18 protein-coding genes are annotated in these 15,857 nt (G+C 38.7%); 4 read left to right on the forward strand and 14 right to left on the reverse strand.

Features of this window, described 5'->3' with window-relative positions:
- Positions 1-56 precede the first annotated feature (56 nt).
- From HMPREF9389_RS01350 to HMPREF9389_RS01335, 7 genes are all read right to left on the reverse strand, one after another.
- Positions 57-332, reverse strand: a complete 276-nt coding sequence (locus HMPREF9389_RS01350) for a hypothetical protein (protein ID WP_002931012.1) — start codon at positions 330-332, stop codon at positions 57-59.
- A 171-nt stretch (positions 333-503) separates the two neighbouring features.
- Positions 504-1,589: an Eco57I restriction-modification methylase domain-containing protein gene (locus HMPREF9389_RS11415; protein WP_002931014.1), complete on the reverse strand. Its 1,086-nt coding sequence runs from the start codon at positions 1,587-1,589 to the stop codon at positions 504-506.
- 14 nt (positions 1,590-1,603) lie between these two features.
- Positions 1,604-1,846: a hypothetical protein gene (locus HMPREF9389_RS12185; RefSeq protein WP_002931015.1), complete on the reverse strand. Its 243-nt coding sequence runs from the start codon at positions 1,844-1,846 to the stop codon at positions 1,604-1,606.
- Positions 1,833-2,996, reverse strand: a complete 1,164-nt coding sequence (locus tag HMPREF9389_RS11420; RefSeq protein ID WP_002931016.1) for a DNA cytosine methyltransferase — start codon at positions 2,994-2,996, stop codon at positions 1,833-1,835. Before HMPREF9389_RS11420 ends, HMPREF9389_RS12185 begins: the two co-directional genes overlap by 14 nt.
- 1,083 nt (positions 2,997-4,079) lie before the next feature.
- A complete protein-coding gene (locus tag HMPREF9389_RS01345; protein ID WP_002931018.1) occupies positions 4,080-5,348 on the reverse strand; it encodes an ABC transporter permease in 1,269 nt (422 codons plus the stop codon).
- Complete coding sequence (locus tag HMPREF9389_RS01340) at positions 5,348-6,046, reverse strand: ABC transporter ATP-binding protein (RefSeq protein ID WP_002897232.1); 699 nt, start codon at positions 6,044-6,046, stop codon at positions 5,348-5,350. The genes HMPREF9389_RS01345 and HMPREF9389_RS01340 overlap by 1 nt, the downstream gene beginning before the upstream one ends.
- A complete protein-coding gene (locus HMPREF9389_RS01335; protein ID WP_002931019.1) occupies positions 6,030-7,193 on the reverse strand; it encodes an efflux RND transporter periplasmic adaptor subunit in 1,164 nt (387 codons plus the stop codon). Before HMPREF9389_RS01335 ends, HMPREF9389_RS01340 begins: the two co-directional genes overlap by 17 nt.
- Positions 7,194-7,402: 209 nt before the next feature.
- Between HMPREF9389_RS01335 and gorA the strand changes: the two genes are divergently transcribed.
- Complete coding sequence (gorA, locus tag HMPREF9389_RS01330) at positions 7,403-8,752, forward strand: glutathione-disulfide reductase (protein WP_032906617.1); 1,350 nt, start codon at positions 7,403-7,405, stop codon at positions 8,750-8,752.
- 354 nt (positions 8,753-9,106) lie between these two features.
- Here gorA and HMPREF9389_RS01325 read toward each other — a convergent pair whose 3' ends face one another.
- On the reverse strand, positions 9,107-9,838 hold the full coding sequence (locus tag HMPREF9389_RS01325; protein ID WP_002931023.1) for a cyclase family protein: 732 nt from the start codon (positions 9,836-9,838) through the stop codon (positions 9,107-9,109).
- Between the two features lie 471 nt (positions 9,839-10,309).
- Here HMPREF9389_RS01325 and HMPREF9389_RS01320 point away from each other — a divergent pair, with 471 nt between their 5' ends.
- Entirely contained in the window at positions 10,310-10,855 is a 546-nt protein-coding gene (locus tag HMPREF9389_RS01320; RefSeq protein ID WP_032906620.1) for a biotin transporter BioY, read from the forward strand.
- 24 nt (positions 10,856-10,879) lie between these two features.
- Here HMPREF9389_RS01320 and HMPREF9389_RS01315 read toward each other — a convergent pair whose 3' ends face one another.
- Positions 10,880-11,092, reverse strand: coding sequence for a YdbC family protein (locus tag HMPREF9389_RS01315; protein ID WP_002897227.1), 213 nt, complete (start codon positions 11,090-11,092; stop codon positions 10,880-10,882).
- A gap of 90 nt (positions 11,093-11,182) precedes the next feature.
- On the opposite strand from HMPREF9389_RS01315, the gene HMPREF9389_RS01310 reads away from it, so the two are divergent.
- Positions 11,183-11,539: a hypothetical protein gene (locus HMPREF9389_RS01310; RefSeq protein WP_002899965.1), complete on the forward strand. Its 357-nt coding sequence runs from the start codon at positions 11,183-11,185 to the stop codon at positions 11,537-11,539.
- Positions 11,540-11,565: 26 nt separating this feature from the next.
- Here the strand turns inward: HMPREF9389_RS01310 and HMPREF9389_RS01305 are convergent, their stop codons facing one another.
- From HMPREF9389_RS01305 to HMPREF9389_RS01295, 3 genes are all read right to left on the reverse strand, one after another.
- Positions 11,566-11,889 (reverse strand): CHY zinc finger protein, encoded by a 324-nt coding sequence (locus HMPREF9389_RS01305; protein ID WP_032906622.1) that lies wholly within the window; start codon positions 11,887-11,889, stop codon positions 11,566-11,568.
- A 67-nt stretch (positions 11,890-11,956) separates the two neighbouring features.
- Entirely contained in the window at positions 11,957-13,243 is a 1,287-nt protein-coding gene (locus HMPREF9389_RS01300; RefSeq protein WP_032906623.1) for a peptidase U32 family protein, read from the reverse strand.
- Positions 13,244-13,470: 227 nt separating this feature from the next.
- Entirely contained in the window at positions 13,471-14,400 is a 930-nt protein-coding gene (locus tag HMPREF9389_RS01295; protein WP_032906624.1) for a peptidase U32 family protein, read from the reverse strand.
- Positions 14,401-14,530: 130 nt separating this feature from the next.
- Between HMPREF9389_RS01295 and HMPREF9389_RS01290 the strand changes: the two genes are divergently transcribed.
- Entirely contained in the window at positions 14,531-14,833 is a 303-nt protein-coding gene (locus HMPREF9389_RS01290; protein WP_002931029.1) for a DUF3270 domain-containing protein, read from the forward strand.
- A gap of 118 nt (positions 14,834-14,951) precedes the next feature.
- Here HMPREF9389_RS01290 and HMPREF9389_RS01285 read toward each other — a convergent pair whose 3' ends face one another.
- Positions 14,952-15,434, reverse strand: a complete 483-nt coding sequence (locus HMPREF9389_RS01285) for a YtxH domain-containing protein (protein ID WP_002931032.1) — start codon at positions 15,432-15,434, stop codon at positions 14,952-14,954.
- A gap of 15 nt (positions 15,435-15,449) precedes the next feature.
- Complete coding sequence (locus tag HMPREF9389_RS01280; protein WP_002931034.1) at positions 15,450-15,848, reverse strand: DUF948 domain-containing protein; 399 nt, start codon at positions 15,846-15,848, stop codon at positions 15,450-15,452.
- Positions 15,849-15,857 lie beyond the last annotated feature (9 nt).

Here is a 15,857-nt window from a genome sequence, read left to right on the forward strand (position 1 = left end):
TTTTAAATAGAGTTAACACACTATTCTTGAAAAATATCCCTTTTAACGGCTAGTTTTTAATCTATTATTTCGTCATATAGTTCTTTACAATTTATCCTTCCAAAGCAGCCTTTATAACCAGCAGTTAGATTTCTCCTAACTCCTACAGGCATATTGGGATCATCGTCTTTTATGATGAAACGTTTTTCACTCCCCCATGCTCCCTGTTCTTCATTGTGCTCAAGTACAGTAACAACATTGCTTGAACTTTTTAAATAATTAATAGCCTCTATTTTTTCTGATTCATCTAAAAATTTCACTTGATCTTTTTTCCCATAAGTTAATTTAGTCATATTTTTACCTCATTAAATTTTTAATTTCCTAAATAATAATTGGTAATGATAAACTCCTTTTTTATCAAATTCTCTTATAAAGTTATTCCCCCCCTTTTATGACTCACTATCTCTTACTATTTTATCATGAAAACTCTCAAAAATCTATAAAAATAAGTGATATAAAAAATATTACTTATAATAGAGACCAAAAAATTTAACAGAATTCTTATCAATGTTTAAACTTCGTGTACTATAGTTTCGTGCAATTGAATAAAATCTTTCAAAAGTTTCGCTACACAGGAAATCAATATGCTCTTTTTTTATTTCTAAATTGGATTTGTTTATTAAAACTGCAACTGATCCATTTATTAAAGTATTTTTCGGTTTTTTAATTACTCTTGGGTAATACGTCATGTTTGGACTCAAATAAACATCTTCCCTTTCAAAATATTTTCCGACAGCATATTTCTCTATCTCATTTTTGTCAATAAAGCTATCGTATCCGTTAATTGAAATAATAGAACTTCCATCTCGTAAGATATTTCTACTTTTTATAACAGGAACTTCTCCAGAAATTTTTAATATAGAATTAGTCAATTGTCTATCTCTGAAGACATCAAATATATCAAACTTCATTTTCGAAGCTATTTCATTAAAAAAATCATTTCTATAAAGTAACCAACTTGGAAACGCAGAACTCGTTAAAATTTGCTGATTTTGAACATTTTCAATGTCTTTAGTTAACGAATAACTTATTGTCTTATCAGCTTCATGTAGCATATCAATATATAGTGCAATAGTTTCTATCAATACGCCCTTAAAGCCTTTTTCTCCAAAATCTAAAATTCGTTCAATTTTTTTTGCTTTAGTTCTATTTCTTGTAACTAAAAAATCCGGAGCATTCAAAAAATACTTAGGTAAAATCATCACTACACGATCTGAAATATCCATACATTTTTGTAAAAAGAAACCAGATAAATTTGTTGTGTTATTATCATTGAAAATAATTGAGTAATCTAATAAACCATTTTTCTTGTTTAATTTTGTAAATGGAGGATTTCCAATTGCTAAATCATATTTCGTTTCAAAATTTGGAAAAGAAGAACTAAGAAAATCTTCATTTGAATAAATTATCTCGACATTGTCAGGTATATTTCTATGTTTATTTAGAGCTTTAAGAAGTTCAATACTTTTTCTATCAATATCATTTACTTGAATGATTAATTTCTTAGCATAAGAATACTTTTTAATAATAATTTCTAAGAAATTTCCCACACCCGCAGATGGTTCTATAATTTAATTACCGATTTATTTATCTTAGGTAAATATTTCTCTATTTCAGTTAGAATTGAACCATCAGTATAGTAAGCTGATGTATTTATCCGACCATTGTTAACAAGTTCCGCAATTCTAGAAAGTGCTTGAAGATCTAAATCATCAGGATTCTTATTAATAAATTCAATAACATCCTCTCTATGATTCAAATTATGGTCATTGATAATACGTTTTATTTGTTGTTCAGTTAATTTCATTTAGAGCATCTCTCAAATTTCTAGCAATTTTTTGAATGATTATTGTTGGTATAGCTTCTCCTATACTTTGTCTAATATTCATCTCATGTTTTTTTAAGTATAGTTTTTTTTCTTCGTAGCTCATAGCATTTAACTTTTTTTCAGGAATAACTGACCATTTAAATGTTTCTGGAATGTTCATCATCTTCATTAATTCTCTGATACTAAATACTCTATCGTCTTCAGGATGAACTGTGTTTTGACTGGCCATAATATCGTTTCTAGTGTGAATGCATGGAGCGACTGCTTCCCACTTTTGTCTTGTGTATTTGCCTCCATTTTTCTGGGCGTTTTCTATTCTCTTACCATTCACTATTTTATGAGGCCTATTGATTGCCTCCTTATTTTCAAATGCTGAATGACCAGGTTTTACATTATGGATCCAATTTCTCATATCTTCTCGATACACTTTGAAATTATGGTATATATCATTTTGATCAATTTCACCCATATCTTTTAGCCTAGGTAAATCATAAATTATTTCTTTTAAAGTTTTTGGTTCTTCTCGCGATGGAAAAATCTTGTCAAGGACAACCGAATTTGATAAATCTCTTCGTACACCAATCACTAATGTTCTAGTTCTACTACTATTAGCTCCATAATCTTTAAAATTGATAATCCTTGACTCGAATATATAATCGGTCTCCAACCAATCGTCAAAAGCTTCTGAGATCTTTTTCTCTTCATTATGATCTATACATTTAGTATTCATAAATGATCTCACATTCTCAGCAATGAAAAATTTGGGTTTTATTTTATTTACTATTTCTAAAGCTTCAACTACTAATGAATTTCTTTCAATAGTTCCATCATTTTTTTTGTGGTTTGCAACAGACATACCTTGACATGGCGCAGTGAAAATAATTACATCAACTTCTTCTTGTTTTTTTCTTTTTTTGAAATTTTCTACAGCATCAAACAAATTTTGTTTAACTATTTCATCTGTTATATCTCCAAGTATATATCCATCATCATATTTTAATTTATTATTTGCTTTTTGAACTTCAAGACGTCGTTCAATAAGTTCTGAACTTGCAATACATTCAAACCCCTCTTCTTTAAAACCATAGCATCCAATACCAGACGAGCTAAACAAACTTATATAATTCATATCATTCCTCTCTTTTATATTTCTAATTTACTTTAAATCTAATTTTCACAAATTTTACTAAGAATTTCTATGGATGTCTCCTCATTTTCGAATAATTAAGAAAGTGTATAACTCATGATACCGAACTGAACTCTCAAAATAGTTTTGTTTAATTTCTTTTTATATACAAGACTCCATAACTTATATTAGCAAAAAATTATACTTCCACTTGAAGAGGATTTTGTACGAGTTTTATTATAACAGAATCAAAATTTTCTTACTAGTATTTAAAATAAATCTCTGAATTTTTATAGCGATAATGCCTAGATTTATAGAAGCGGATAGCAAAATAAAATAGCAATTAAAAAAAACTGTAAATTTTAATAAAAAGCTCTTTTGTATAGTTTATTCAATAGACTTGTTTGGAAACTAAAAATAATATAGTTAAGCAATAACAAGCATCTTTTTCTCTCATAAGATTAAGTCGTAATAACTGGAAATAATAATCAGGATCAGAAAAGGTATCTTTTAGGTCATACTTGAGTACATAAACTCACTTATAAGAGAGAGCAGCACAGAGGCAGTTACCCACAACGTTTATGGTTAATTTAGAGACAAAACAAGCTCGTCAGTTGGATGCTTCTGATGTGTATTTCCATTATTTAGCACTTTTTAAGGAGAGCATTGAAGATACATTACTGAAAGACTGCTTAATTTTTGTAGACTTAATTAATTTAAAACACCTTAAATTCGGATAATAGTTGTTCTAAACTGCATTCATTACCTTAGAACGAGAATCAGGTCACTTTTACCTTATTATCAACTCGGATAAAAGTAGAGTGCTTAAATGCCAAATTTAAAACTGATTATAAAGAAACATAGAAAAAGGTTTGATTAGCGAATCAAATTAAATTATGACATTATTAATTTTGAAAGAGATTAATTTTAAAAATTAAATATCTATAATAAAAATAACCTAACAAAATTAATTATATTTCCTAATTTTTTATTTCCTGAATTCTAGCATTTTTGTCTTTTTCATGTAACTATTCCATTTTTCTTCCAAATCCCAAAAAAGTCTGGTTCCCCAGACTTTTTGTTGTATTATTCATATCTCAGTGCTTCAATTGGATCCAGTTTGGAGGCCTTGTTAGCTGGCAAGATTCCGAAGAGGACACCGATAGTCGCTGAAAAGAGAAGGCTGATGATGCTGACTGGCAGGGATACCGTTACTGGTGTTCCTTCCAGCATTTGACTCATGGCTGAACCTAGTACAGACGCAAGTCCTGCAGCTAGAAGCAGGCCAATCAAGCCACCAATCAGTGTCAAAATCATAGACTCAATCAAAAATTGCATCAAAATATTTCCGCGTGTTGCTCCCAAAGCTTTCCGAAGTCCGATTTCTCGGGTTCGCTCAGTGACAGATACTAGCATGATATTCATAACGCCGATACCTCCGACAAAGAGTGAGATTCCGGCGATGGCGCCGATAACTCCTGTCATGGCACCATAAATATTTTGCACTTCCTGATAGAGGGCACTATCATCTGTCACTTGATATTCTCCCTGTTGGAGACCAGCAATTTCTGTTAATTTCTTGGCAACCTTAGGACCAAGTTCTGGAACTAAGCTAGTATCATTCACTCGAAGAACAATCTCTGAAATTTCATCAACTCCAAAGTTTGCAGCTATGAGAGTATTGGTCGTAATGGCATTACCACCATAGACCTGCATGGAGCCAGATGCAGCAGCAGTCTCAGGATCTCTATAAACCCCAATCACCCGATAGTTACTAGCCCCCACTGTCACAATCTTATTGATTGCTTCTTCAGCGGAAGAAAAGAGGTTCGCAGCCAGATCCTCGTCCAGCAGCACTACACTGGCAAAGCCTTGATAGTCTTGCTGCCTCAGAGCGCGACCAGCAATGATTTTGTATTTTTTCACCTGAATATAGGTCATGTTTGCACCGACAAAGTTAACGCGCTCAGCCTGCTTATTTTCGTAGCTAAAGGTTTCCATAGCTGAGTTGGTCACATAGTAGCCGTCCACTCCCTTGATATGGGTCAATTCCTTAACCCATGCTTCCTGGACCTTGGGTGGCTCCACCACTTCTTCGCTTTCATCTTCCACATTTACGGAATAGAGATCAGCCGTTTGCGTGTAGGAACCGTCCTTGCTCTTTTTAGGAGAAAAAACAAGACGCATGTTTTTCTGACTTTTGGTAAAACTTTCATTGACCCGCCGGGTAATGGAATCTCCTAAGGCCATGATAACCACAACTGAAGCCACTCCGATAATAATCCCAATCATGGTCAGGAAAGACCGCATCTTGTGTCCAAGAATGGAGCTAATGGCAAATTTCCAGTTTTGCATTAGGCTAGTCCTCCTTCCTTAGCGCTATCAGATGAGATGACACCGTCACGAATGACGATCTGCCGCTTGGCATAGGCAGCAATCTCAGGCTCATGGGTTACCATAATAATGGTTTTCCCTTCTCGATTGAGCTCAGTTAAGAGCTCCATAATCTGCTCACCAGTCTTGGTATCCAAGGCTCCTGTTGGTTCGTCAGCCAGAATCAGCGAAGGATTATTGACCAAAGCACGCGCAATGGCTACCCGCTGCTTCTGTCCTCCGGAAAGCTCTGAAGGCAGATGGTGCATCCGCGTGTCCAACTCCACCTTGGTCAGAAACTGCTCGGCCAAGGACTTACGTTTAGATAGACCGACACCTGCATAAATCAATGGCAGTTCCACATTTTGCAAGGCATTAAGCTTAGACAAGAGAAAGAACTGCTGGAAGACAAAGCCGATTTGCTTATTCCGAACCTTGGCCAGCTTCTTATCACCTAGCTTAGCTACTTCTTCGCTTCCCAGATGGTATTCACCAGTGGTCGGACGATCCAGCATCCCAATGATATTCATCAGAGTAGACTTACCAGATCCAGACGGTCCCATGATGGCAACAAATTCGCCCTCTTCAACCTCCAGACTGATGTCTTTTAATACCTGCAGTTCCTGGTCTCCATTGCGATAGCTCTTATTAATATTTTTTAACTCAATTAGCTTCTTCATAAGATTTCACCTCTTGACCGTCTTTCAAGCTATCTGTCGGATTGATGATAACTTTACTATCCTTTGTCAAACCAGATGAGATTTCTTGATTTTCAGCATCAGCATTTCCGAGCGTCACTTCTGTTTTCTTGGCAACTCCTTTTTCCAAGACCCAAACATAGTTCTTGTCTCCGTCCATTACCACACTGCTTACTGGAACAATGAGTCCCTGAGTATTGTTTTTAACTTCAATATTGACTGAGAAGCCTTGCTTGAGCTCACCAATCTCGCTGGTAATGTCAATTGTAAATGGATATTTGGAACCTGAAGCTGTTCCGCTGCCACCTGTTCCAGACGGTTGAGCTGCTGCCTGCTGGCCGTCTTTCGGATAGTTGGAAATGTAGCTGATTTTACCAGTCCATTTCTTATCTGGATAGACCTTTGATGTAATGGTCACTTCTTGACCGACAGACAAGTTAGCCAAATTGTATTCGGATAATTCACCCTTAATCTGCAGATTACCATTGCTGACGATGTGAACCAAGGTTTGAGTGGCACCTGTTGTTGATTTTGAAACATCGCGGTTGACTTCTACGACCGTACCATCTGCTGTGCTGGTCACTGTCAAGGCATTAAGAGTAGCTTGTGCTTTATTCATATTATCAACTGCATCAGCTCGAGCATCGCGCAAGTCAGCTGCCTGAGACTCCACAGAACGCTGAGCCTGAGCTTCAGACGCCCCATCAGCTTCTTCGTCGCCAGTTGTATTTACAGTCACACCATTGGTTTGCAAGTCATGCAATTGACGATCGGCTTTGCTAACCGCCCGAGCAGCTGCATCGTAAGCTGCCTGAGCCTCTGCACTTTTATAAGTTACCAAAGCTTGACCGGCAGTCACCTGGTCACCGACATTGACCAACACATTTTCCAAGTCACCCTTGGTGCTGTCATAGTAGATGTACTGCTCGTTGCTGGCTGTGACATTTCCTGTCAGTAAGACTGAAGAAGCCACTGAGCCTTCCTTGGCTTTCTGAACCAGCGGAGTTGTGTCAACAGGCATCTCAGAAGGATTCCCTCCGTTTAGAAACATGAAGAGAATTGCTCCTGCAACAACTGCAATCGTAGCTCCAATAATGCTAAATAATTGCCATTTCTTTAACTTTTTCATCTTTTTTCCTCCTCTTGATGAAAACGATTTTCTTTTGTTATATTATATCACAAGGCTATCATAATTCTTCTAAAAAAATTTACAGTTTTTCACAAATGGTTGCTATTTTATCTCAGATAGTCGCTCCACTCAAATCCGTAGCAGATTTTTGCATTCACCTGCTAAAAAAGGTACAATTACCTCATATAATAGAAGGAGATTCTAACAAGATGAAAGAATTTGATATGATTGCTATTGGCGGTGGCAGCGGGGGAATTGCTACCATGAATCGGGCCGGCGAATACGGTGCCAAGGTTGCCGTTATTGAAGAAAAGAAACTGGGTGGCACCTGTGTCAATGTCGGCTGTGTCCCAAAGAAGATTATGTGGTACGGAGCTCAAATAGCTGAAGCTATCCAGTATTATGGACCAGACTATGGCTTTACCTCTGATAATCAGGCTTTTGATTTTGCTACCCTTCGGAAAAATCGCGAAGCTTATATTGACCGAGCACGTTCGTCCTACGATGGTAGCTTCAAGCGGAATGGTGTTGAGCTGATCGAAGGCCGTGCCCGCTTTGTTGATGCAAACACTGTCCAAGTCAATGGAGAGCTAATCCGGGCCAAGCATATCGTTATCGCGACAGGTGCTCATGCTGCTATTCCAAATATCCCTGGCGCAGGTTACGGAGAAACTTCCGATGATGTCTTCGCTTGGGAAGAGTTACCTGAATCTGTTGCCATTGTCGGAGCAGGCTATATAGCAGTTGAGCTAGCCGGAGTGCTCCATGCTCTGGGAGTTGAAACAGACCTTTTTGTTCGTAAGGACCGACCGCTACGCAACTTTGACAGCTATCTGATTGACGGTCTGCTCCAAGAAATGGAAAACTCTGGACTCCAGCTTCATACCCATAAGATTCCGCAAAAGCTTGAAAAACTTACTGATGGTCAGCTCAAGCTCTATTTTGAAGATGGCAGCAGCCACACAGCCCAGCATGTTATTTGGGCCATCGGCCGTAAGCCAAATGTTCAAGACCTCAATCTGGAAGCAGCTGGCGTAACTCTCAATGAACGTGGCTTCATCGCTGTCGATGAGTACCAAAACACTGTGGTTCCAGGTATCTATGCTCTAGGCGATGTAACAGGTGAAAAAGAATTAACTCCTGTTGCTATCAAGGCTGGACGAACTCTGTCTGAGCGTCTTTTCAATGGTAAAACAAATGCTAAAATGGACTACTCAACTATTCCAACTGTTGTCTTCTCCCATCCCGCTATTGGGACAGTCGGCCTGACTGAGGTAGAGGCTATCAAGACTTACGGAGCTGAAAATATCCGTGTCTATACATCTAGCTTCACATCCATGTATTCAGCTGTTACCCAGCACCGCCAACAGGCCAAGTTCAAGCTCATCACTGCCGGTGAGGATGAAAAGGTCGTTGGACTGCACGGCATTGGCTACGGAGTAGATGAGATGATTCAGGGCTTCGCTGTCGCTGTCAAGATGGGCGCTACCAAGGCTGACTTTGATGCCACAGTTGCTATTCACCCGACTGGCTCCGAAGAGTTCGTGACCATGCGATAAAAAATTCAAAATCAGAAGAGGTTTGGTATTCCAGCCTCTTTTTGACTTCTGCTACCATTTTATAATAAAGATCATGACCATTCCATAACTTAATCTTTCATTTTACAGACGAATCTTACATTTTTGTAAGATTGTAAATTTTGGCTATTTCAGATTCATTTGATATTCCTTTCAAATATCAGTCTAATGGAAGAAATTCAGATTTTTTTCAGACCATAGATTTCTGCATCCCTATTTTAAAGGGTAAATTGTCAAATATCCATCAAGAAATTCCAAAGATTATAAAAAGCGATCTATTTATTAGTTATTATATGAGACAAGGAGCCTGAAATGAAACCTCAGACTCCTTTTTCACTATGGTAAAATAGCTACAGCCCTCACTGGTGAACCGCTGGCTTGATGCCAGTTGGGAAAGCTAATCGAGATGAGAGCACCCTTAGCCGGCAATTGATCCAGATTGGTCATAACTTCTAACTGATAAATGTCCTGCTCCAAAAGATAATATTCATTGAGCAGTCCATGCTCCGCTGTGGGGATACCCGCATCAGTGTCAAACGTCTCATGACCCACAGCTTTGACACCACGCTCCTTTATTAGAAACTCAAGAGCATCTTGTCCCCACCCAGGCGTATGCTGAATCTCCTGATCATCCAGATTGCGCATGGCAGATTGACTTGGCCAACGCTTGGACCAGTCTGAGCGAAAGGCAACAAAGGTTCCCGGATCAATTTGTCCGTGCTCCGATTCAAAGTCCAAAATATCCTGCTTGCCCAGAATAAAATCTGGATTCTCTGCTACTTCCTTAGACTTATCAATAACCACCAAAGGCAGGAAAAGATCTTTTAGCTCAATCTCTTCCAACCAGCGACCACCCTCCACAAAGTGAATCGGAGCATCAATATGAGTCCCGTACTGGCCAACTACAGAAAACTGCTGAACATGAAAACCGTCTTTCAAAGTGAAAATATCTTTTTTCTCCAAGGCAGGTAAAGCTGGGAAATGCGGACTGTCTTCCTTAATCTGATGGGATAAGTTGACCCATTTTTTCTCTTGTAGTTCCTGATAAATTTTTAATAAATCTGTCATATGCTTCTCCAATCTAGTCTGTCTTGCTTTGGAAAGATGTTGATTACGCACCCACACCTCTAGCAAAAACTCTTATTTACTTTTGCATTATTATATCAATCAAAGTGTGCTGCTGCAATTCTTTATAGCTTTTTTAGATAATCCTTTTTTATTGATAATAATATAGTTTGAAGCTATAGCTATTTTTTCTAATGAATCCTATTCAAACATTGAAAATTTTGATATGATAGAACAAAGCAATCCAGAAACGAGGAAAACAGATGAGTAAAACGAAAAAGCTTCTTGCAGCCTTGGGCATCCTTTTCTTTAATATTTTTGGTCTTATCGCCTTCATCATCTTGCTCATCAGAAGCAAGAAACGGAAATAAGAATTTATCTGTCTAATTGTCTCGTCCGATTAAGAAGGGCTTGACTTTTTTTTATTTAGCTTTTAAAATAGTTACCATAAAAATAAAAAGAGGTTTACTGTTTATGAACAAGAACAAAGCATTTCTTCTTGCCCTCCCAGCTATCGGAGCTGCCTTCCTAGCTGTCCTGTCCCAATTAACTATCTCCATTGGCCCTGTTCCCATTACTCTGCAGACTTTTGCTGTCGGTTTGATTGCAACGATTTTCAAACCTCGCGAAGCGGTTTTGTCAGTCTTTATTTATCTGCTGCTGGGAGCTATTGGCCTGCCGGTCTTTGCTGGAGGAAGTGGTGGTTTTCAGGCTCTCTTTGGCCCAAGCGCCGGATATCTCTGGTTCTACTTACTCTTTGCATTTGTGACATCCAGTCTGACCCATAAGGACAGTCCTTTCTATATGATTTTTATAGCCAATGTATTGGGTGATGCTCTCGTCTTTGTCGGCGGTATCCTAGGACTGCATTTCTTGGGAGGACTTGATTTCTCTAAGTCAATCGCGGTTGGCCTAACTCCTTTTATCCTGCCAGACTTGCTAAAAATGGTTGCCATCACCATTATCAGCATCCCTATTTTTAAGAGTCTAAAATTCCATTCCTACTTTTCAGAGAAATAGAAAAAACTGATAGAGCTTTCTCTATCAGTTTTTAAATGCATCCACGAGAACTTGAAATTCTTCATTAGAAAGTGTAATTCCCTTGCCCATTTTGCTGTGGTCTGGACTCCAAGTCCGAATATCGTACTTAGCTGGTGCTCCGTTAAAGCTAACTCGGTTGAGTTCCTTGGTCCAGCCCTTGTCATTTTCAGACAGGACCAGAAGTTTTTCTTCGATTTCGAATGTAAATTCAGCCATATTTCACCTCTTGTTTTATTTTCCAACTAATAATTCGTAAAAGAATTTACAATTTAGGGAATTTTGTTATATAATATATTGTAACAAGTTATGGAGATTTTAGCTATGAAAAAATATCTCGAAATGATTTTACAAAGAGCCAACGAATTTATCAGTGGCAAAAAGAATGAACAGGGACCAGAGGACAGCGGCCGCATTCTGCGTACCATTGAACTAGCTCTGCGAAAACAATCTGGTGTCCACGTTATCTTCCTGGATAAAAGCTTCACCGGCGATATTGTCAAATACGATCGCGAGCGCCTGCAGCTGATTATCAAGAATTTCAAGAAAAGTATGACCACTATTATCCGCGTGCAGGACATCAAGCGAATCAGTCTCGTACCCAATAATATCCGTGAAGCCCAAAAGAAAGACATTCGCATCACCAACCGTCGTTTCAAAAGATAACTCTTCTATCCAGCTGGATGGAAGAGTTATTTATTTGTCTGAAAATAAATTGATCGATGCTTCTTGCATCCTTGATTAAAAGGATGAGTACAGATAGGACAGGCATCCTCACAGCCAAGATATTGAGAAATAGTCAACTCGGTCCTGCAATAGCCACAGAGAACTACTCGATCTTCTGACCGACTCATGGGATAGGCCAGAAAAGCATGGTCTTCGTAGCGGTCATGACAGAGAAAGCACGGATAATATTTCTGACAAACAAAGCACTTAAGGGCTATGATATCTCTCTCACTGTGATAATGCTGGCAGCGAGTCTCCTCATCAAGAATATCTCCGTAAACCTGAATCATGCTATTTCCTCTCTGAAAACCTGTATTCATAAAAATAGCTTTTAAAAAGCCGCCTATGAATAAAAGATTAAGCCCGGACGGTCACGCTAGTGCCATCTTCCTTATAAAGATTAATCAAACCTTCCTTACGAGCCCGCACCATATCGCCAGCCTCTACGGGCTGCTCCAAGTGAATGGTCAGGAGTTCCATCGGATTAGGAGCCCGATCAATTTTGTTACCATCAGCATCTCGGAGGTCTGTGATAAAGGTTTCAAAATGACGGAAGCCTGGTCCGTAAAACTCAACTTGATCCCCTTCATGGATAACGTTACGCTGACGAATAGTCGCTGTCTGACTGTCTGCGTCATAGGCTACTACTTCTGCTACAAATTTGTATTCTGGAATCTTGCGTCGCGCTCCGAACAGCTGCTCATTTTCAGTTGGAGTATGATAGTAGAATCCTGTGGCCAATTCGCGTTGAGCAACTTTCCACATCTCATCGACCAAATCCTGCTTGATAGCTTCGAACTTTTCAGGACTTTCTAGATAAGCATTCACAGCTGCTTTATAGCAGTTAGTCACCGTAGAAACGTAATGAATGGACTTCATCCGTCCCTCAATCTTCAAGCTATCCACCCCATTTTCAATCATGTCTGGTATACGGTCAATCATGGACATATCAACTGCGGACATAGAAAATTCTTCTGGAACTTCACCCTTCAAGCTCTTACGTTCTTGTCCGAAAGGCATGTCGTAGAGGTCGTATTTCCAACGACAGGATTGCGAGCAGCCTCCTCGATTGGCATCGCGCATACTCATGTGGTTGGACAGTGTACAGCGGCCAGAGTAAGAAATACACATGGCTCCATGAACAAAGGCTTCTATTTCAACGTCAGTCCGTCGGCGAATTTCAGCCAGCTCAGCCATAGAAACTTCGCGGGCTAGGACAACTCGAGTCAGTCCTAAATTTTTCCAGAACTCCAGCGTTTCATAGTTGGTCGCACTAGCCTGAGTTGACAGGTGGATTTCCAGACCTGGTGCTTCTGATGCTGCAATAGCAATCAAAGCTGGATCTGAAACAATGACAGCCGCAATCCCGATGTCCCGCAAACGGCGGAACCACTCACCAGCTCCCTCTTCATTGCCCTCGTGCATGACCATATTGGCCGCGACATAGACCTTAGCACCATAACTAGCCGCAAACTGAACCCCTTCTTCCATCTGTTCAAAGGTAAAGTTCCCAGCCCGGCTGCGCAGACCATAGGCCTGTCCGCCAATAAAAACAGCATCTGCTCCATATCGAACAGCTACTTTTAGCTTTTCCAAAGTACCAGCAGGTGATAACACCTCTGGTCGTTTCAACTTTCTTGCCATCATTTTCTCCTATTTGCAATATAAAAGTGTTGATGTCTAATCCTTATTATTTTATAGTAATTTACCCCTAAAAGCAAGGTCCTTTGAATTATTTTCACAATTCTAATTTTCGGATTTTTTCGAATTAATTCAAAAAATAGTTTGAAACATATATTTTTTAGTTCTATTTTATAAATATCAATTTTGTGCTCAAAAAGAACTCCTAAAAGGAGTTCTAATTTCGATATTTATTTTACCATATCAGGATCATAGTCATAAAATCCTGTATCGAGAAAACGATTTTTCGGATGCAGTTTATGAATCGCCTCATCCAGCACAAAGGCTTGATCTGAGCTAAACTTGCCTGCTTCAATCAAATCTCTTGCCTCTACAAAAATCTTAGCAATCTCAACAAAGTTGTGACCAGGTGTGTAGAGCCCTTCCAACTTCCAGTGGCAGAATCCATGGTCAACCAATTCTATTAGCTTGGTCATCAAATCCAAGTCATTATTGGCAAAAATATGAGTACCATGATTGTCCTCAAAAATCGAATAATGGCTCTGCGGGTCACTAGGTTCCGCCAGAAAGAGATCCCGTTCTCTAGTCTTCTCATCATCAATATGAGTAAAGTTGTAGTAATTTTGCAAGAGAGGACGCTTGGAGTGATGGATAACACTGGCCCCATAAACTAAGACTTCAGCAGGAATTTCCAGAATCTCTGGCATCTTAAAAAGCTCAGCAGAAGGAATCTCACGCGCCAAGACAGCTTCTGAAACACCAGCGTTCTTAGCCCAAAAATTAATCTGACGGCTGCTGGTAACCATGGTCGAAGCGTCGTAAATGGTTTTTAATTTGTAGCCATCTCGCTGCAGCACATAGAAAACACCAGCATCGCCAACGGTAATATAATCTGCCCCAATCTCCTGAAGAAAATCAAGATAGGGCTTGATCTTATCCATCATTTCTTGATGCATGAGAGCGTTCACCGCAACGGTCAACTCTTTTCCTGCTTGGTGAACCAAATCAGAAATTCGATTTAATTCGTTTGAACTAAAATTATGAGGTAAACGAAGGCCATAATTTTTCTCGCCAACATAAATTCGATCGACATTTGCCTCCAAAAGTTCCTCAACTTGCTCTATACTTTCAGCTGTTGCTGTAATAATTATCTTTTTCATAAAACCATTATAGCAAAAAAATATAAAGGAGTGGTTCTTCATTCGAATTTATTCGTTTTGTAACGTTTTTGTAATATATAAAACTGCAAAAAAATGGTAGAATTAGAGGGTACTGTAAGGAGAGAGAATTATGCATGTAAGAAAATACCAACAATATGATGACCCAACTGACTACTACTACCAAGAAATTGAATCTGAACAAACACCACTCTATCAAGAGTACTTGCCTGAAGCAGAAACATCACCAAGATTAAGCGAACTCTTTTTCTTCTTGAATATTGCTGTTTTCTGTGTCTTGACAGTTTTGTTTAGCTTTGTATTTTTGAGCTTAAAAATGAATACATTTATGTCTTTCGCTTTGGCCATTGCTTCCAGCCTGATTAGCATCCAATCTTATCGCCTGTTCGCAAAGAAACACCAAACTAACAAATAAACCAACCTTGTGATTCTACGATTTTAAAATATAAGAAAAAACCGAAGACACCTTATGTCCTCGTTTTTTTCATTCTAGCAAACAAAGAAGCTTAGCAAAATTGCTAGGCTTCTTTGTTTTATTTTTCTTCTTGATTATCAGTTTCAGCAGTCTTTTCTTCTTGACCTTCTGTCGCTTCTGCTCCGAAGTCAATGATGATTTCTTCTGAAGGTTCCTCTTCTTCCTCTTGGAAGATCACAGGCTCTTCCTCTGCAAAGCTGCTTTCTTCTTTATCAAATTTTTCTTTGATTTCGTTAAACTTATCTTGTGAGTAGTCAACGACTGATTTTGTCGTTTCTTTGACAGATTCAAGAACTGTTTCTGTCGTGATTTCGCCTTTCTCAACCTTTTCTTTGGTCTGTTGAATTGCGCTAACAGCTTGATTTGAAAAGTCTTTAGCAGACTGAACGACAGCTTCATGAATATCGTCAGGATTTTCTTGGTAATCCTTAACAAACTCCCGAACCTTGTCTGTCGTTTCCTTTCCTTTCTTACTGGTCAGGAAATAGGCAGCAGCTGCACCTGTAATGGCACCCAATAACAGTGATGAAAATTTTCCCATGGTAGACCTTCTTTCTTATTTTTTAAACAATTTTGAAGCAAAACGCAAAGCAGATAAACCAGCTGTAGTTTTGACGGTTCCCTTACCAGCAGACACTGCTTTTTTACTCAGTGTACGCGCCTGATCGTTTAAATCTGAAACGGACTCAGACAGGTCCGCAACAGCTGTAAACAAAGGATCAATGGTTGCGACTTTTTGATTGATGTCGTCAGTTAAGACATTGACCTTGGCCAGTAAATCATTGGTTTGGTGAAGGGTCACGTTGACATCAGAAGTCAAGACCTTGATAGTATTTTCTGTTTCATCTAGCATCTTACCAGCTTTCTCGCCCAGATTTTTGACAGTAATCGTCAAGTAAATCACGAAGATAATGAGGGCTAGCGCCAGTAAAGCATAAGCAATTTCAATTATCATATTTCTCTC

Origin of the sequence: Streptococcus sanguinis SK355, from assembly GCF_000212855.1 — a bacterium.
GTDB classification, from domain to species: domain Bacteria; phylum Bacillota; class Bacilli; order Lactobacillales; family Streptococcaceae; genus Streptococcus; species Streptococcus sanguinis_A.